This is a genomic window from Georgenia satyanarayanai (assembly GCF_900116375.1).
Taxonomy (GTDB): Bacteria; Actinomycetota; Actinomycetes; order Actinomycetales; family Actinomycetaceae; genus Oceanitalea; species Oceanitalea nanhaiensis.
In genome coordinates, this window is the sequence record NZ_UETB01000001.1 from 673,240 (window position 1) to 690,753 (window position 17,514).

Sequence of the window (17,514 nt, forward strand, 5' to 3'; positions counted from 1 at the left end):
CGAGGACGGATCGGGCGTTAGGCTGATCACCATGCGTAGAGCAAAGATCGTGTGCACCCTTGGCCCGGCTACAGAGTCGGCCGACCAGATTCAGGCGCTCGTCGACGCCGGCATGGACGTGGCCCGGATCAACCGAAGCCACGGCTCCGCTGCCGAGCACGAGGCCGTCTACAACCGCGTCCGGGACGCCGCCCAGGCTTCCGGCCGCGCCGTCGCCGTCCTCGTCGACCTCCAGGGGCCGAAGATCCGGCTCGGGCGGTTCGTCGAGGGGGAGGTCGAGCTCAGCGAGGGCCAGACCTTCACCATCACCACCGAGGACGTCCCCGGCACCGCGGAGATCGCGTCGACGACGTACGCGGGCCTGCCCGGTGACTGCACCCCCGGCGACCGCATCCTCATCGACGACGGCCGCGTGGCCGTGCGGATCCTCGAGGTCGACGGCCCCCGCGTCGTCACCCGCGTCGAGGTCGCCGGCCCCGTCTCCAACAACAAGGGCCTCAACCTGCCCGGCGTCGCCGTGAGCGTCCCGGCCCTGTCGGACAAGGACAAGGAGGACCTGCGCTGGGCGCTGCGCCTCGGCGCCGACGTCATCGCGCTGTCCTTCGTCCGCTTCGCCGCCGACATCGACGACGTCCACGCGATCATGGACGAGGAGGGACGCCGCGTCCCGGTCGTCGCCAAGATCGAGAAGCCGCAGGCCGTGGAGAACCTCGTCGAGATCGTCGACGCCTTCGACGGCATCATGGTCGCCCGCGGCGACCTCGGCGTCGAGCTGCCGCTCGAGGAGGTCCCGATCGTCCAGAAGCGGGCCGTCGAGCTCGCCCGCCGCAACGCCAAGCCGGTCATCGTCGCCACCCAGGTGCTCGACTCGATGATCACCAACCCGCGCCCCACCCGCGCGGAGGTCTCCGACTGCGCCAACGCCATCATCGACGGCGCCGACGCGGTCATGCTGTCCGGTGAGACCTCGGTGGGCCAGTTCCCGATCGAGGCCGTCCGCACCATGGCCCGCATCGTCGAGCACACCGAGGAGGAGGGCAGCGAGCGCATCGCGCCGCTGGGCACCACGCCGCACACCCGCGGTGGTGTCATCACCAGGGCCGCCGCCGAGATCGGTGAGCTGCTCGGCGTGAAGTACCTCGTCACCTTCACCCAGTCCGGCGACTCCGCGCGCCGCATGTCGCGGCTGCGCTCCTCGATCCCGCTGCTCGCCTTCACCCCGCTCACGGCCACGCGCAGCACGCTGGCGCTGAGCTGGGGCGTGCAGACCTACGAGGTCCCCGAGGTCGCCCACACCGACGAGATGGTCGCCCAGGTGGACAAGGTCCTCACGAGCTCGGGCCTCGCCGAGGACGGGGACCGCATCGTCATCGTCGCGGGCATGCCCCCGGGCCAGGTCGGCAGCACGAACTCCATCCGGGTCCACAAGGTCGGCGAGCTGCCCAGCTCCAACTGACCCGCGGTCGCCTGACGACTGCACGACACAGCCCCGCCGGGCCAGCCCGGCGGGGCTGTGTCGTCCCGCGAGGGCGGGCGACGACGGCCTGGGCCGGCGAGCGTGCGGGCGGTCAGGCGGTCGTCGCCTCGCCGGCCGCCGGCGGCGACCCGAGCGCTCCCGCAATGCGCTGCTCGACGGCGTCGGTGGCACCGGTGGGCAGGACGACGAGGCCCTCGAGCTCGCGCGTGGCCCGGCGGTAGGCGGACTGCCGCTCGGCGTGGCCGGCACCCGGGTCCTCCGCCAGCGCGAGGAATCGCTTGGCGCGCAGGAGCGCCTGCTGCTCGGCGGGGGAGAAGTCCGAGGTGCGCCGCCGGCGTGCCTCCTGCTCGGCCCTGTCGAAGGCTGTCTCGTAGCGGCGGACCGCCTCCCGGTAGGCGGCGAGGTCGGCGGGCTCGGTGAGCAGCTGGTCGGGGTCGTCGGGCCGGGCGGCCTCGGCGTCGCGCCGCGCCCGGTGGAAGTCGACCGTGAGCGGTTCCCGCATGCACCCGCATCGGCTACACCGACCTGGTCCTCGCCCCCGGCCTCGAGCCGGACGTCGCGGCGACCCCAGGGCTGACGGAGGCGATCGAGCTGGGCTGGTCTCGCACCTCCTACCTGCGCGACACGGTCGAGGCCACGTGGGACGCCATCCGGGAGACCGGCAGCGGGCGCGTCGTCTTCACCGTCCCGCCCGAGCCGTCCCCCGCCGGCGGCACAGCCCTCAAGCCACTCTTCCTCGCCTGCGACCACTGGCGGGCGCGCGGCGTCCTGGACCGCGTCGACGTCCACCTCGTCACGCCCTACGACGCCGTCCTCGACCTGCCCTTCCTCGACCGGCACCTCGAACCCGCGCTCGAGCGCTTCGGCGTCACGGTCCACCACCGCGCGACGGTGGCGGCCGTCGACGCCGCGCGCCGCACCGTCACCCTCTCGAGCGACAACGGCACCCGTGAGCTCGACGGCGTCGGCTGGGCGTCGGTGGTCCCGCACTACCGGGCCCCGGAGTGGGTACGCCCGTTCGCGGGGGAGCACCCCGCGGGGCTGGTCGACGTCGACCCCGAGACGCTCGCGCACCGCACCGTCCCGCGGCTGTGGAGCCTGGGGGACGTCGCCGACACCGGCACGCGCCCCTCCGGTGGCGCGCTGCGCCGCCAGGTCCAGATCCTTGCCGACAACATCCAGGCCGCGCGCAAGGGCCGGCCGCTGCGGCGCTACGACGGGTACACGGTCATCCCGATCACCGTGGACCGCCGGCGGCTGCTGCTCGCCGAGTTCGACCGTCACGGCGCGCCCACGCCGAGCATCAGCGCGGTCGACCTCACCGTCCCGCGCCGGCCGCTGTGGTTCTTCGACCGCTACGTCGAGCCGGTGGTCTACTACCGCCGCCTGCTCAAGGGCAAGGTCTGAACCTGCGCGCCTGGTGCCCCGGGCGGGACTTGAACCCGCACTGTGCTGATTTTGAGTCAACCGCCTCTGCCAATTGGGCTACCGGGGCGAGCGCACCGTCACCTTAGCGGGCGCGTCTGCCAGGGCCCAACCCGCACCGCCGTGCGGAAGATGCGGTGGATCACTGGATCCGCCGGAGCGCCGTCGGGCGGTCCGGGCGGGCGGGCGAGTAGTCTTGGCGCCGTGAGTGAGAACAACGAAGCCGGCCCGGTCGAGGCTGCCACTGCCGATGACATCGTCCTGCCCGTCCGCGAGGACCTGCCGAAGGCCCCGGAGGGCGACGCACGCCGCGTCGTCGTCGCCGAGGACGAGACGCTCATCCGGCTCGACATCGTCGAGACGCTGAAGGAGGCGGGCTTCGACGTCGTCGGCGAGGCGCCGGACGGGGAGACCGCGGTGCGGCTCGTCTCCGAGCTGGAGCCCGACGTCGTCGTCATGGACGTCAAGATGCCCGGGATGGACGGCATCTCGGCGGCCGAGAAGATCATGGCCGACCGCACCTGCGCCGTCGTCATGCTCACCGCCTTCTCCCAGGCCGAGCTCGTCGAGCGGGCGCGTGACGCCGGGGCGATGGCCTACGTCGTCAAGCCCTTCACGACGGCGGACCTGCTGCCCGCGCTCGAGATCGCCATCTCGCGCTTCCAGGAGATCAGCTCCCTGGAGTCGGAGATCGCCGACCTCAACGAGCGCTTCGAGACCCGCAAGCGCGTGGACCGCGCCAAGGGCCTCCTCATGACGAAGATGGGCCTCAGCGAGCCGGAGGCCTTCCGCTGGATCCAGAAGACGTCGATGGACCGCCGCCTCACCATGCGCGAGGTCGCCGACGCCGTCATCGACCAGGTCGGCGCGAAGTAGTCGCCGTCGGCCGCCTACGGGCGGTCGACGAGCATGCACGTGAGACGGGCGGTGCACACGCGCCGCCCGTCCTCGTCGGTGACGGTGACGTCGTAGGTCGCCAGCCGCCCGCCCAGGTGCAGCGGGGTGGCGACGGCGGTGACGAAGCCGGAGCGGACCGCGCGGTGGTGCGTGGCACTGAGGTCGACGCCGACCGCCCCGCGTCCCTGCCCGGCGTGGAGCGTCGCCGCCACGGAGCCGACCGTCTCCGCCAGCGCGGCCGACGCGCCCCCGTGGAGCAGCCCGACGACCTGTGTGTTGCCCTCCACCGGCATCCGGGCCGACACGTGCTCGGGGCCCGCCGTGAGGAACTCGATGCCGAGCCGCTCGGTGAGCGTGCCCAGGCCGCCGACGGAGTCCTGGAGGCGCGCGAGGAGGTCGGGGTCGGTGCTCGTCATGGGCCCAGCCTGCCACGGTGATCCCGCGCACCGGCCCGCCACTGGAGCGCGGTGTCGGTGGCGCCGCCTAGGGTTGGGGCGTGAGCACGAGCACCGACCGCCCCCGCCTCCTCGTCGTCGACGGCCACTCCATGGCCTTCCGCGCCTTCTACGCGCTGCCCGTGGAGAACTTCTCGACGACGACCGGCCAGCCGACCAACGCCGTCTTCGGCTTCACCTCGATGCTGATCAACCTGCTGGCGGCGGAGGAGCCCACCCACATCGCCGTCGCGTTCGACGCCGGGCGGACCACCTTCCGCACCGAGCAGTACAGCGAGTACAAGGCCACGCGCGACCAAACCCCCGAGCCCTTCCGCGGCCAGGTCGCCCTCATCGTCGAGGTGCTCGACGCCATGGGCATCCCGCACCTCACCAAGGAGGGCTTCGAGGCGGACGACATCATCGCCACCCTCGCAACCCAGGGCGCGGCCGACGGGCTCGACGTCCTGGTCATCTCCGGGGACCGGGACACCTTCCAGCTCGTCCGTGACGACGTCACCGTCCTCTACCCGGTGAAGGGCGTCTCCTCCCTCGCGCGGATGACCCCGCAGGCGGTCCTCGACAAGTACGGCGTCCCGCCCGAGCGCTACCCCGACCTCGCCGCCCTCGTCGGCGAGACGAGCGACAACCTCCCGGGCGTGCCGGGCGTGGGCCCGAAGACGGCCGCGAAGTGGATCGGCGCCTACGACGGGCTCGAGGGCATCCTCGCGCGCGCCGAGGAGGTCACCGGCAAGGCCGGGCAGTCGCTGCGCGACCACCTCGAGCAGGTGGCCCTCAACCGCAAGCTCAACCGCCTGCTCACCGACGTCGAGCTGCCGGTCAAGGTGGACGACCTCGGCCGCAAGGCGGTGGACCGTGAGGCCGTCCACTCGGTCTTCGACGCCCTCGAGTTCGCGGTGCTCCGCGAGCGGCTCTTCGCCAACCTGCCCGCCGAGGCGGCCCCCGCGGCCGAGCAGGGTGTCGACGTGACCGTCGCCGCCCTCGGAGCCGGCGAGCTCGCCGGCTGGCTCGAGCCGCGCCGCGGCCAGCTGCTCGGCCTCGAGGTCACCGGCACCGCCGCGCAGGGCACCGGGGACGCGTGGGCCATCGCCCTCGCAGACGACGCCGCCACCGCGGCCACGCTCGACCTCACCTCGATCACCCCGGAGGACGACGCCATCCTCGCCGCCTGGCTGGCCGACCCCACCGCCGCCAAGACCCTCCACGACGCCAAGGCCGCCGCCCACGCGCTGTCCGGGCGCGGCCTCACCCTCGCCGGCATCGCCTTCGACACCGCCGTCGCCGCCTACCTGTGCCGCCCGGACCAGCGCCGCTACGACCTCGCCGACCTCACGCTGCGCCACCTGCGCCGCGAGCTCGTCGCCGAGGAGGACGCCGGCGGCCAGGGCATGCTCGTCCTGGACGACAGTGCCGCCGGCCGGCAGGCCGGGGTGCGCGCCGTCGCCGTCCGCGACCTCACCACCGTGCTCCAGGGCGAGCTCGAGGACCGCGGCGCCGGCCACCTGCTCGCCGACCTCGAGCTGCCCGTCCTCGGGGCCCTGTCCCGCATGGAGCGGGCCGGGATCGCCGCGGACCTCGAGTACCTCCGCGAGCTCGAGGACCGCTTCGGGACCGCCGTCGAGGACGCGGCCGCCGCCGCCTACGGCGTCATCGGCCACGAGGTCAACCTCTCCTCCCCGAAGCAGCTCCAGGAGGTGCTCTTCACCGAGCTGGAGATGCCCAAGACGAAGAAGACCAAGACCGGCTACACGACCGACGCCGACGCCCTGGCCGACCTCTTCGCCAAGACCGAGCACCCCTTCCTCGCCCACCTGCTCGCCCACCGCGACGCGATCCGGCTGCGGCAGACGGTCGAGGGGCTGCTCCGCTCGGTGGCGCCCGACGGTCGCATCCACACGACCTTCCACCAGACGATCGCCGCGACCGGCCGTCTCAGCTCGACCGATCCCAATCTCCAGAACATCCCGGTGCGCACCGAGGAGGGCCAGCGGATCCGCCGTGGATTCGTCGTCGGCGAGGGCTTCGCCAGCCTGCTGACCGCCGACTACTCCCAGATCGAGATGCGGATCATGGCGCACCTGTCGGGGGACCCGGGCCTCATCGACGCCTTCCGCAGCGGGGAGGACCTCCACTCCTACGTCGGCTCGCGCGTCTTCGAGGTGCCCACCGACCAGGTGACCAGCGCGATGCGCGCGAAGATCAAGGCGATGAGCTACGGCCTGGCCTACGGCCTGTCCGCCTTCGGGCTCTCGCGTCAGCTGCGGATCGAGGTCGGTGAGGCCCGCACGCTCATGGACGACTACTTCGAGCGCTTCGGCGGGGTGCGCGACTACCTCGCCGGGGTGGTCGACGAGGCACGCCGCACCGGATACACCGAGACGATCATGGGCCGGCGCCGCTACCTGCCCGACCTCACCAGCGACAACCGGCAGCGCCGCGACATGGCCGAGCGGATGGCGCTCAACGCGCCCATCCAGGGCAGCGCCGCCGACATCATCAAGGTGGCGATGGTCGAGGTCGAGCGCGGCCTCGACGCCGCCGGGCTGCGTTCCCGCCTCCTGCTCCAGGTCCACGACGAGCTCGTGCTCGAGGTCGCGCCGGGGGAGGAGGAGGCCGTGGAGGCCCTCGTCCGCGAGCGGATGGCAGCCGCCGCCGAGCTCCAGGTGCCCCTCGACGTCTCGGTCGGTCACGGCCGGTCCTGGCACGAGGCCGCCCACTGAGAGACCGGAGGACGGGGACATGAGCGGGGTGGGCTTCTGGGAGGTGGACCCGGCCGCCGCGGCGCGGGCGAACGGCCACTGGTGGAGCGAGAACGCCGCCGAGTACGTCGACGAGCACGGCGCCTTCCTCGGTGACGCCGACTTCCGCTGGTGCCCCGAGGGCCTGCGCGAGGAGGAGGCCGGCCTGCTCGGCGACGTCGGCGGGCTGCGCGTGCTCGAGGTGGGCGCCGGTGCCGCGCAGTGCTCGCGGTGGCTCGCCGGGCGCGGCGCGCACGTGCTGGCCACGGACATCGCCCCCGGCATGCTCGCCCAGTCCGCCGAGCTCGACCGCCGGACGGGGAGCCGCGTGCCCGCCGTGGTCGCCGACGCCCGCGCTCTGCCGCTGGCCGACGCGAGCGTCGACCTCGCCTTCACGTCCTTCGGGGCGATCGCCTTCGTCCCCGACGCCGCCCGGATCCACGCCGAGGTGTCCCGCGTGCTGCGACCCGGCGGCCGGTGGGTCTTCGCCGTCGTCCACCCCGTGCGGTGGGTCTTCCCCGACGACCCCACCTCCGCTGGCATGAAGGTGCTGCGCTCCTACTTCGACCGCACCCCCTACGTCGAGACGGACGACGACGGCGCGCCCCTCTACGCCGAGTACCACCGGACGATCGGCGACCACGTCCGGGAGGTGACCTCCGCCGGCCTCGTCATCGACGACGTCGTCGAGCCGGAGTGGCAGGAGGACAACCGGCAGGTGTGGGGCGGCTGGGGGCCGCACCGCGGTCGGTACGTCCCGGGCACCGCCATCGTCGTCACGCACCTGCCCTGACCGGCGCACGGAGGGAGCCGGCACACGCCAGCCGTCAGCGCGACGGGGGCGCGCGGCGAGACGGGCGGGGATCCGGCCGTCGGCGGTGGAGGCGGGTGCGGGCGGGACCTTCGGCGGCGAACGGGGCCGCGAGGCGCCGTTAGGGTTGTCCGTGGTCCCGGCGCCCCCGCGCCACCCCCCGAGCCCAGGAGCCACACGTGCGAATCGGTCTGCTCACCGGCGGCGGAGACTGCCCCGGCCTCAACGCGGCGATCCGAGCGGTCGTCAAGCGCGGCCTGGGGGAGTACGGGCACTCGATCATCGGCTTCCGCAACGGCTGGAAGGGTGTCGCCGAGGGGGACGTCATGCCGCTCACCCGGAACGACATCCGCGGGGTCCTCGACACCGGTGGCACGCTCCTCGGCACCGCCCGCTTCCACCCGCACTCCGCCGACGGCGGCCTGGACGCCGTGCGCGCCACGCTCGAGGCCGAGCGGATCGAGGCGCTCATCTGCATCGGCGGCGACGGCACCCTCCACGCGGCGAGCAAGGTCGCCGAGACGGGCACGAAGATCGTCGCGATCCCCAAGACCATCGACAACGACGTCGCCGGCACGGACCGCTCGATCGGTTTCGACACGGCCGTCCACATCGCCACCGAGGCCATCGACCGCATCCACACGACGGCGGAGAGCCACAACCGCGTCATGGTCGTCGAGCTCATGGGCCGCTCCGCCGGGTGGATCGCCGTCCAGGCCGGGATCGCCGGCGGTGCGGAGGTCGTCCTCACCCCCGAGGAGCCCTTCGACATCGACAGGATCACGCGCTACCTCAAGCACCGTCACCGGGCCCACGCCTCCTTCTCGATCGTCGTCGTCGCCGAGGGCGCCGTCCCGGCCGAGGGCACCTCGATGGAGTGGGAGACGAAGTACGGGACGTTCGGCGAGATCGTCTCCGGTGCCGTCAGTGAGCGCGTCGCCGAGGAGATCGCCGCACGCACCGGTTTCGACACCCGCGTCACCGTCCTGGGCCACGTCCAGCGCGGGGGCACGCCGCTGCCCTCGGACCGTATCCTCGGCTCGCGCTTCGGCGTCGCCGCGGTCGACGCCCTCCAGCAGGGCCACACGGGCGTCATGACCGCCCTGCGCGGCGAGGAGGTCGTCCTCGTGCCGCTCGAGGAGGTCGCGGGCAGGGCCAAGCCGGTGCCGGCAGAGCTCATCCAGGTGGCCAACGCGCTGGCCTGAGCGATTCTTGTCCCCACCGGTCGGGACGAGTAGGATCACCCGAGGTGACGTGTGCTCGCGGCTGGCGACACCTTGGTGGACGGAGCTCCGCCGGGAGTGTGGTGGGTCGCGGTGTGCGAGCCGAACCCATCATCCGCACTATTCCCTGTCCGCATCGGAGTCCGTAACTCAATGACCATCACTACGCCCACTCAGCCGACTGCCCCGCAGGTCGCCATCAACGACATCGGGTCGGCCGAGGAGCTCCTCGCCGCTATCGACGAGACCATCAAGTACTTCAACGATGGCGACATCGTCGAGGGCACCGTCGTCAAGGTCGACCGGGACGAGGTCCTCCTCGACATCGGTTACAAGACCGAGGGCGTCATCCTCTCCCGCGAGCTGTCGATCAAGCACGACGTCGACCCCGACGAGGTCGTCTCCGTCGGTGACCAGATCGAGGCGCTCGTCCTCCAGAAGGAGGACAAGGAGGGCCGGCTTCTCCTGTCCAAGAAGCGCGCGCAGTACGAGCGGGCCTGGGGCACGATCGAGAAGATCAAGGAGGAGGACGGCGTCGTCACCGGCACCGTCATCGAGGTCGTCAAGGGTGGCCTCATCCTCGACATCGGCCTCCGCGGCTTCCTCCCCGCCTCCCTCGTCGAGATGCGCCGCGTCCGCGACCTGCAGCCCTACGTGGGCAAGGAGCTCGAGGCCAAGATCATCGAGCTCGACAAGAACCGCAACAACGTCGTGCTCTCGCGCCGCGCGTGGCTCGAGCAGACCCAGTCCGAGGTCCGCTCCACCTTCCTGCAGACCCTGCAGAAGGGCCAGGTCCGTCAGGGCGTCGTGTCCTCGATCGTCAACTTCGGTGCGTTCGTCGACCTCGGCGGCGTCGACGGTCTCGTCCACGTCTCCGAGCTGTCCTGGAAGCACATCGACCACCCGAGCGAGATCGTCGAGGTCGGCCAGGAGGTCACCGTCGAGGTCCTCGACGTCGACATGGACCGCGAGCGGGTCTCCCTGTCGCTCAAGGCGACGCAGGAGGACCCGTGGCAGGCCTTCGCCCGCACCCACGCGATCGGACAGGTCGTCCCGGGCAAGGTCACCAAGCTCGTCCCCTTCGGCGCCTTCGTGCGTGTCGAGGACGGCATCGAGGGTCTCGTCCACATCTCCGAGCTGGCCGTGCGCCACGTCGAGGTGCCCGAGCAGGTCGCGAAGGTCGGTGACGAGGTCTTCGTCAAGGTCATCGACATCGACCTCGAGCGTCGCCGGATCTCGCTGTCCCTCAAGCAGGCCAACGAGGGTGTCGACCCGAGCAGCGACGACTTCGACCCGTCGCTGTACGGCATGGCCGCGGAGTACGACGAGCAGGGCAACTACAAGTACCCCGAGGGCTTCGACCCGGAGACCAACGAGTGGCTCGAGGGCTACGACGCCCAGCGCGAGGCCTGGGAGGCGCAGTACGCCGAGGCCCACTCCCGCTGGGAGGCCCACAAGCAGCAGGTCGCCGCTGCGATGGAGGCCGACGTCGAGGCGTCGACCACCACGAGCTCCAGCTCGAGCTCCAGCTCCAGCTCCAGCAGCAGCAGCTCCTCTGCCGGCGCCGGTTCGGCCACGTCCTACACCTCGGCCCCGGCCGAGGCAGCGGGCACGCTGGCCTCTGACGAGGCGCTCGCCGCGCTCCGTGAGAAGCTCACCGGTAACTGACCCGAGCTGACCGACGGCCCGTCACCCGAGAGGGTGGCGGGCCGTCCGTCCGTGGGCCGGGCGTTACGCTCGCCCGGTGCGTACCGTCCTCGTCACCGGCTTCGGCCCGTTCTCCGACCACGCGGACAACCCCTCCGCCCTCGCCGTCGACGCCCTCGCCCGTGAGTGGCCGGCTCCCGACGGCGTCGCCCTCGTCACCCGGACCCTCCCGGTCTCCTTCGCCCGCGCCACCGAGCGCGTGCGGACGCTCGTCGCCGAGCACCGCCCGGCCGTCGTCCTCGGCGTGGGCCTTGCCGCGGCGCGGGACCGGATCTCCCTCGAGCGTGTCGCCCTCAACCTCCTCGACGCCCGCATCCCCGACGTCGACGGCGCGCAGCCGGTGGACGTCCCCGTCAACCCGGGCGAGCCGCTCGCCCGCGCGGCCACGCTGCCCGTCAAGGCCGCGCTCGGTGCCCTGCGCGACGCCGGGCTGCCGGCCGAGCTCTCCCTCTCCGCCGGCACCTACGTGTGCAACGCCGTCATGTACGCCGCGCTGGCGGCCGTGCCCGACGGCGTCCCCGCCGGCTTCGTCCACGTCCCCGCCGCCGACGTCGTCCCCGTCGCCGACGTCGTCACCGCGCTGGGCATCGTCCTCGACACCGTGCTGACGAACCCGGTGGACGTCGTCGTCCCCGGCGGACGGGAGGACTGAGGTGCTCCGGCTCGGACTCACCGGAGGCATCGGCGCCGGGAAGTCGACGGTGGCGCGGGAGCTCGAGCGGCTCGGCGCCGTCGTCGTCGACGCCGACGCGGTCGCGCGTGAGGTCGTCGCGCCCGGCACACCGGGGCTCGCCGCCGTCGCCGCGGAGTTCGGCGAGGAGGTCCTGGCACCGGACGGTGCGCTCGACCGCGCCGCACTCGGGCGCGTCGTCTTCGCCGACCCCGCCGCCCGGGCGCGCCTGGAGGAGGTCACCCACCCGCTCATCGCCGTGGAGACCGCCCGGCGCGTGGCCGACCTCCCGCCCGGGACCGTCGTCGTCCACGACGTGCCGCTCATCGTCGAGCGCGGCCTGGCCGACCGGTACGACCTCGTCGCCGTCGTCGGGGCGGACGAGGACGTCCGCCTTGAGCGCCTCGTGCGCGACCGCGGCATGTCCCGCCAGGATGCGCTCGCCCGGATCGCCGCGCAGGCCACCGACGCGGAGCGACGGGAGGTCGCCGACGTCTGGCTCGACAACTCCGGCAGTCCCGAGGACCTGCTCGAGCAGGTGCGCCGGCTGTGGCACGAGCGGCTGCTCCCGGAGGCGCGTCGGGACTAGGCTCTTGTGCTGCACGTAGGTACGTGCTGTACTTAGAAACGTGACCGACACGAACGAGCCGCGCTGGCCCGCACCGTGGGTGCGTGCCGCGCTCCCGACCGCGGTCCTCGCCTCGCTCGAGGACGGCGCCCTGCACGGCTACGGCATCGCCCAGCGGCTCGCCACCCAGGGCCTGGGCCGCCCCCGGGGCGGCTCCCTGTACCCGTTGCTGAGCGCGCTCGAGGCGGACGGGGCGGTCACGGCGTCCTGGGACCAGGGGGAGAGCGGCCCCGGCCGCCGCAGCTACGCCCTCACCGCGGACGGAGCCGAGCGGCTCCGTCGGGAGCGTGCGGCCTGGGCGGCCCTCGTCGACGCACTGAGCCGATCTCACCTCTCGGAGGACCGTCATGGCTGACCCCGTTCTCGACCTCGCCGACGACTTCGCCACCGCCCGAGGTGTCCCCGACGACGTCGAGTGGGCCCGGACGGCCGCCGCCCGGCTGCTCCTCGAGGGGGTCCGCCCCGCCCTCGCGCGGCGGGGCCTCGCCGCGGCCCGCGAGCAGGTCGCCGAGACGGGGGAGTCGCCCGGGGAGCTGTTCGGCCACCCCCTCGAGTGGGTCAGCGAGCAACGCGAGGCCTGGCGTGCCGAGGAGGAGCCGCTGACCGAGCCGCCACGCGCCACCCCGGTGCGGGAGCTGGCGCTGGTGAGCCTCGTCGGTGCGGCGTGGATCGCCGTCCTCATCCTCGTCGTCGCCCTCGTCCAGCGAGAGTGGCGCCAGCCCTACACGTGGCCGCTCATCCTCGCCCCGCTCCTCCTCGCGACGGCGGGCCAGGTCCTGCGGGGCGTCTATGAGCGCGTCGGACGTGCCCGCTCCCAGCGCGCGGCGGTGGTGGCCACCGGTCTGGGCCTCGTCGTGCTCGCGGTGGGTATCGCCGGGTTCTTCCTCGGCACCCAGGACGCGGTGGTCGTCGAGGCGAGCACGCTGTGGCTGCTCGCGTCAGCGGCCGTCCACGCCGCCCTGGCCGTCCTCCTCGCGAGGCTGTGGCCCGCGCCGCAGCGGCGCGACGTGACCGCGGCGCCGGCGTCGTCGTCCGACGTCGCCTGGTTCGCCGAGCTCGGTGCCACGCTCCGGCAACGGGGCGACATGACCGACCGGCGGGTCGAGCAGATCCTCGCGGAGACACGTGGCCACGCGGCGGACGCCGGCACCCCGGTGGCGGCGGAGTTCGGGCCGGCCGCCGAGTACGCCGCCCGCTTCCCGGCGGACGAGCCGGTCGCCGCCCGGCGGCGTGCCTGGTTCTTCAGTGCCCTGTCCCTCGCGCCCGCTGCGCTGCTCGTCGGCTACACCCTCGAGGAGGGGTGGCGGTGGGGCTCCCCGCACCTGTCCGCCCTGCTGTGGCTGCTGCTCGCGGGCGGTGCCGCCGTGGCGGGCTGGCGCAGGGTGCTGCGCTCCCGCTGAGCCGGCGTCCGCCCCTCGCGAAGTCGTCCCGCCGATGTCGGTGGCCCGACGTACCGTTGTGCCATGCGTCCCGTCACCGACCTGCAACGGTCCGTCGCGCCGATCGAGGTCGTCTCTGAGTACACCCCCTCCGGCGACCAGCCCACCGCCATCGCCGAGCTCGCCGAGCGTCTTCGGGCGGGGGAGAAGGACATCGTCCTCCTCGGTGCCACCGGCACCGGCAAGTCGGCGACGACGGCGTGGCTCGTCGAGCAGGTGCAGCGGCCCACCCTCGTCATGGCGCCGAACAAGACGCTCGCGGCGCAGCTCGCCACGGAGTTCCGTGAGCTGCTGCCCAACAACGCGGTCGAGTACTTCGTCTCCTACTACGACTACTACCAGCCCGAGGCCTACGTCCCGAGCACGGACACCTTCATCGAGAAGGACTCCTCCATCAACGACGAGGTCGAGCGCCTGCGCCACTCGGCGACGAACAACCTCCTCACCCGTCGGGACGTCGTCGTCGTCGCGTCCGTCTCGTGCATCTACGGCCTGGGCACGCCCCAGGAGTACGTCGACCGGATGGTCCAGCTCAAGGTCGGCGACACCATCGAGCGCGACGACCTGCTGCGGCGCTTCGTCCAGATGCAGTACACCCGCAACGACCTCGCCTTCACCCGCGGCACCTTCCGCGTCCGGGGCGACACGATCGAGATCATCCCGGTGTACGAGGAGCTCGCGATCCGCATCGAGATGTTCGGTGACGAGATCGACGCGCTGTACACCCTGCACCCGCTCACCGGGGAGGTGGTCCGGCGCGAGGACTCGATCCACCTCTTCCCGGCGAGCCACTACGTCGCAGGACCGGAGCGGATGGAGCGCGCCATCGCGACGATCGAGCAGGAGCTGGAGGAGCGGCTGGAGGAGCTGGAGTCCCAGAACAAGCTCCTCGAGGCACAGCGGCTGCGCATGCGCACCACCTACGACATCGAGATGATGCGCCAGATCGGTACGTGCTCGGGCATCGAGAACTACTCACGGCACATCGACGGCCGCGGCCCGGGCACCGCGCCGCACACCCTCCTCGACTACTTCCCGGAGGACTTCCTGCTCGTCGTCGACGAGTCGCACGTGACCGTCCCGCAGATCGGGGCCATGTACGAGGGCGACATGTCACGCAAGCGCACTCTCGTCGAGCACGGCTTCCGGCTGCCCAGCGCGATGGACAACCGGCCGCTGCGCTGGGAGGAGTTCCTCGAGCGCATCGGCCAGACCGTCTACCTCTCCGCCACACCCGGCGCCTATGAGCTGTCCCAGTCCGACGGCGTCGTCGAGCAGATCATCCGCCCGACGGGCCTCGTCGACCCGCAGGTCGTCGTCAAGCCGACGCAGGGCCAGATCGACGACCTCCTCGGGGAGATCCGCGCACGTACCGAGCGCGACGAGCGCGTCCTCGTGACGACGCTGACGAAGAAGATGGCCGAGGACCTCACCGACTACCTCCTCGAGAGAGGCGTCAAGGTCCAGTACCTCCACTCCGAGGTGGACACCCTGCGGCGCGTCGAGCTGCTGCGTGAGCTGCGGCTGGGCACCGTCGACGTCCTCGTCGGCATCAACCTCCTGCGCGAGGGGCTCGACCTGCCCGAGGTGTCCCTCGTGGCGATCCTCGACGCGGACAAGCAGGGCTTCCTCCGCTCGGCGACCTCCCTCATCCAGACGATCGGTCGCGCGGCCCGCAACGTCTCCGGCGAGGTCCACATGTACGCGGACTCGATCACGGCGGCGATGGCCGAGGCCATCGAGGAGACCAACCGGCGCCGCGAGAAGCAGGTGGCCTACAACGAGGAGCACGGGATCGACCCGACCCCGCTGCGCAAGCGGATCGCGGACGTCACCGACATGCTCGCCCGCGAGGCGATCGACACCGCCGAGCTCCTCGAGGGCGGCTACCGCAAGGCGGGCAAGGGACCGAGCTCGAAGGAGAAGCAGGTCACCGGATCGGCCCTGCGCGACCGGCTCGGCACCGCCGCCGCCAGCGACCTCGCCGACCTCATCCACCAGCTCGACCAGCAGATGCGTGGAGCCGCCGAGGAGCTCCAGTTCGAGCTCGCCGCCCGGCTGCGTGACGAGATCGGTGACCTCAAGAAGGAGCTGCGCCAGATGCAGGCGGCGCAGTGACGGGCCTCACCGGACGGCTACGTGCCGGGGTGCCGGACATGTCGTAAGGTTGCGCGGCGGAGGGGAGTATTCCCCAACGGTGGTGTCGTCATCACAGCGGGTCAGTACCCGCTCGGTGCCACCGGCGCACGACGGCGGACCCACCGCCGCCACGTGCGCGGAAGAGACCTCCGGTACCTCGCCATCTACGTACCGGAGGCACAGTGGACGTCCATGCCATTGCCTGGATCGCCCTCATCGGCATCATCCTCACGATGATCACCGTCGACATCGTCGGCCACGTCAGGACCCCGCACGCACCGACGCTGCGGGAGGCCGCCTGGTGGTCGGTCGCCTACGTCGCCATGGCGCTCGTGTTCGGCGTCATCGTCTGGTTCGTCTGGGGATCGACGTACGGCGGGGAGTACTTCGCCGGCTACATCACCGAGAAGAGCCTGTCGGTCGACAACCTCTTCGTCTTCGTCATCATCATCGCGGCCTTCCGTGTCCCCCGGAACTACCAGCAGGAAGTGCTGCTGGCCGGCATCGTCATCGCCATCGTCCTGCGCGGCGTGTTCATCGCCCTGGGCTCCGCCGCGATCGACAACTTCTCCTGGGTCTTCTACCTCTTCGGCGCCTTCCTCGTGTGGACGGCGATCTCCCAGGCACGGCAGGGCGTGGAGACGGTCTCGGAGGACGAGGAGTACCAGGAGAACGGGTTCGTGCGCCTCGTGCGCCGCTTCGTGCCGGTCACCGAGGACTACGTCGGCGGCAAGCTCGTCACCAAGATCGACGGCAAGCGGATGATCACCCCGATGCTGCTCGCGATCCTCGCCATCGGCAGTGCGGACATCCTCTTCGCGGTCGACTCCATCCCGGCGATCTTCGGCCTCACGCAGGAGCCCTACCTCGTCTTCGCGGCCAACGCCTTCTCGCTCCTCGGCCTGCGCCAGCTGTACTTCCTCATCGACGGCCTCCTCGACAAGCTGGTCTACCTCCACTACGGCCTGGCGGCGATCCTCGGCTTCATCGGCGTCAAGCTCATCATCCACGCCCTGCACACCAACGAGCTGGGCTTCATCAACGGCGGTGAGGAGTGGCACGGCCTGCCCGAGCCGGGCATCGTCGTCTCGCTGCTGTGGATCATCGGTGTGCTCGCCATCACGGTGGTCGCCAGCATCGCCAGGAACAGGAAGGACGCACGCGAGGCGGGCCAGCCCGCCCGCTGACGCTTCCCGACGGCCCGGTAGCCCCGTGGGGCACGCCGGGCCGTCGTGCTACCAGCCGCGCTCCCGCCACTCCGCGAGGTGCGGCCGCTCCACCCCGAGCGTCGTCGGGAGCCCGTGGCCGGGCCATACCACGGTGTCGTCCGGGTAGACGGCGAAGAGCCGCTCCTCGACGTCGTCGAGCAGGCTGGTGAAGTCCGCCGCGCCGGAGGTCCTGCCGACCCCGCCGGGGAAGAGGCTGTCCCCGGTGAGCAGGTGGACACGGCCCGGCCGAGGGGCGTCGACGGGCTCGGTGAGCGCGAGGGCCACCGAGCCAGGGGTGTGGCCGCGCAGGGCGACGACGTCGAGCTCCAGCTCCCCGACCGTGAGGCGGTCGCCGTGGGCGAGGTGCTGGTCGACCCGCACCGGGAGGTCCGCGACGTCCGCGGCACCGGCCGCCGTCCGCGCACCCGTCGCGGCGACCACGGCGGGCAGCGCGCGGTGGTGGTCCCAGTGGCCGTGGGTGGTGACGACGGTCCGCAGCGCGCCCGTGCCGACCATCGCGAGGATCGCCTCGGCGTCGTCCGCGGCGTCGACGAGGAGCTGCTCGCCGGTCCGTGCGGTGAGGAGGTAGACGTTGTTGTCCATGGCGGAGACGGCCAGCCGCTCCAGCCTGGCGCCGCCCAGCGGGGTGAGGTCGCTCATGACCCCGATCCTGCCAGCCGCGACACGCCCGTGACGT

The 17,514-nt window shown here is 72.1% G+C and carries 16 protein-coding genes and 1 tRNA gene; 13 read left to right on the forward strand and 4 right to left on the reverse strand.

Annotated elements, in window-relative coordinates; translation table 11 throughout:
• The first annotated feature begins 31 nt into the window (after positions 1 to 31).
• Entirely contained in the window at positions 32 to 1,456 is a 1,425-nt protein-coding gene (gene pyk, locus DSZ44_RS02930; protein WP_110851057.1) for a pyruvate kinase, read from the forward strand.
• Positions 1,457 to 1,568: 112 nt separating this feature from the next.
• Here the strand turns inward: pyk and DSZ44_RS02935 are convergent, their stop codons facing one another.
• Positions 1,569 to 1,979 (reverse strand): hypothetical protein, encoded by a 411-nt coding sequence (locus tag DSZ44_RS02935; protein WP_110851058.1) that lies wholly within the window; start codon positions 1,977 to 1,979, stop codon positions 1,569 to 1,571.
• Positions 1,980 to 2,368: 389 nt separating this feature from the next.
• Between DSZ44_RS02935 and DSZ44_RS02945 the strand changes: the two genes are divergently transcribed.
• Positions 2,369 to 2,884, forward strand: coding sequence for an NAD(P)/FAD-dependent oxidoreductase (locus tag DSZ44_RS02945; protein WP_110851060.1), 516 nt, complete (start codon positions 2,369 to 2,371; stop codon positions 2,882 to 2,884).
• 11 nt (positions 2,885 to 2,895) lie between these two features.
• On the opposite strand, the gene DSZ44_RS02950 is transcribed toward DSZ44_RS02945, so the two are convergent.
• Positions 2,896 to 2,972, reverse strand: a tRNA-Leu gene (locus tag DSZ44_RS02950).
• 185 nt (positions 2,973 to 3,157) lie between these two features.
• On the opposite strand from DSZ44_RS02950, the gene DSZ44_RS02955 reads away from it, so the two are divergent.
• The gene (locus tag DSZ44_RS02955; protein ID WP_258369205.1) at positions 3,158 to 3,778 is read left to right on the forward strand and encodes an ANTAR domain-containing response regulator; all 621 of its coding nucleotides are present in this window, start codon (positions 3,158 to 3,160) and stop codon (positions 3,776 to 3,778) included.
• A gap of 14 nt (positions 3,779 to 3,792) precedes the next feature.
• Here the strand turns inward: DSZ44_RS02955 and DSZ44_RS02960 are convergent, their stop codons facing one another.
• Complete coding sequence (locus DSZ44_RS02960) at positions 3,793 to 4,215, reverse strand: PaaI family thioesterase (RefSeq protein WP_110851062.1); 423 nt, start codon at positions 4,213 to 4,215, stop codon at positions 3,793 to 3,795.
• An 80-nt stretch (positions 4,216 to 4,295) separates the two neighbouring features.
• On the opposite strand from DSZ44_RS02960, the gene polA reads away from it, so the two are divergent.
• The 10 genes from polA (at position 4,296) to DSZ44_RS03010 (ending at position 16,796) form a co-directional block, all read left to right on the forward strand.
• Positions 4,296 to 6,974, forward strand: coding sequence for a DNA polymerase I (polA, locus tag DSZ44_RS02965; protein ID WP_110851063.1), 2,679 nt, complete (start codon positions 4,296 to 4,298; stop codon positions 6,972 to 6,974).
• Positions 6,975 to 6,993: 19 nt separating this feature from the next.
• Positions 6,994 to 7,785, forward strand: a complete 792-nt coding sequence (locus DSZ44_RS02970; protein ID WP_110851064.1) for a class I SAM-dependent methyltransferase — start codon at positions 6,994 to 6,996, stop codon at positions 7,783 to 7,785.
• Between the two features lie 197 nt (positions 7,786 to 7,982).
• Entirely contained in the window at positions 7,983 to 9,008 is a 1,026-nt protein-coding gene (locus DSZ44_RS02975) for a 6-phosphofructokinase (protein ID WP_110851065.1), read from the forward strand.
• Positions 9,009 to 9,179: 171 nt separating this feature from the next.
• Complete coding sequence (gene rpsA / locus DSZ44_RS02980) at positions 9,180 to 10,694, forward strand: 30S ribosomal protein S1 (protein ID WP_110851066.1); 1,515 nt, start codon at positions 9,180 to 9,182, stop codon at positions 10,692 to 10,694.
• A gap of 76 nt (positions 10,695 to 10,770) precedes the next feature.
• Complete coding sequence (locus DSZ44_RS02985; protein WP_110851067.1) at positions 10,771 to 11,385, forward strand: pyroglutamyl-peptidase I; 615 nt, start codon at positions 10,771 to 10,773, stop codon at positions 11,383 to 11,385.
• Position 11,386: 1 nt separating this feature from the next.
• Complete coding sequence (gene coaE, locus DSZ44_RS02990) at positions 11,387 to 11,992, forward strand: dephospho-CoA kinase (protein WP_110851068.1); 606 nt, start codon at positions 11,387 to 11,389, stop codon at positions 11,990 to 11,992.
• 40 nt (positions 11,993 to 12,032) lie between these two features.
• Positions 12,033 to 12,386: a PadR family transcriptional regulator gene (locus DSZ44_RS02995; RefSeq protein ID WP_110851069.1), complete on the forward strand. Its 354-nt coding sequence runs from the start codon at positions 12,033 to 12,035 to the stop codon at positions 12,384 to 12,386.
• The gene (locus DSZ44_RS03000) at positions 12,379 to 13,431 is read left to right on the forward strand and encodes a hypothetical protein (RefSeq protein ID WP_110851070.1); all 1,053 of its coding nucleotides are present in this window, start codon (positions 12,379 to 12,381) and stop codon (positions 13,429 to 13,431) included. The genes DSZ44_RS02995 and DSZ44_RS03000 overlap by 8 nt, the downstream gene beginning before the upstream one ends.
• 63 nt (positions 13,432 to 13,494) lie before the next feature.
• The gene (gene uvrB / locus DSZ44_RS03005) at positions 13,495 to 15,588 is read left to right on the forward strand and encodes an excinuclease ABC subunit UvrB (protein ID WP_110851071.1); all 2,094 of its coding nucleotides are present in this window, start codon (positions 13,495 to 13,497) and stop codon (positions 15,586 to 15,588) included.
• Positions 15,589 to 15,791: 203 nt separating this feature from the next.
• Complete coding sequence (locus tag DSZ44_RS03010; protein WP_110851072.1) at positions 15,792 to 16,796, forward strand: TerC family protein; 1,005 nt, start codon at positions 15,792 to 15,794, stop codon at positions 16,794 to 16,796.
• 48 nt (positions 16,797 to 16,844) lie between these two features.
• Here DSZ44_RS03010 and DSZ44_RS03015 read toward each other — a convergent pair whose 3' ends face one another.
• Positions 16,845 to 17,477 (reverse strand): MBL fold metallo-hydrolase, encoded by a 633-nt coding sequence (locus tag DSZ44_RS03015; protein WP_110851073.1) that lies wholly within the window; start codon positions 17,475 to 17,477, stop codon positions 16,845 to 16,847.
• Between the last annotated feature and the right edge of the window lie 37 nt (positions 17,478 to 17,514).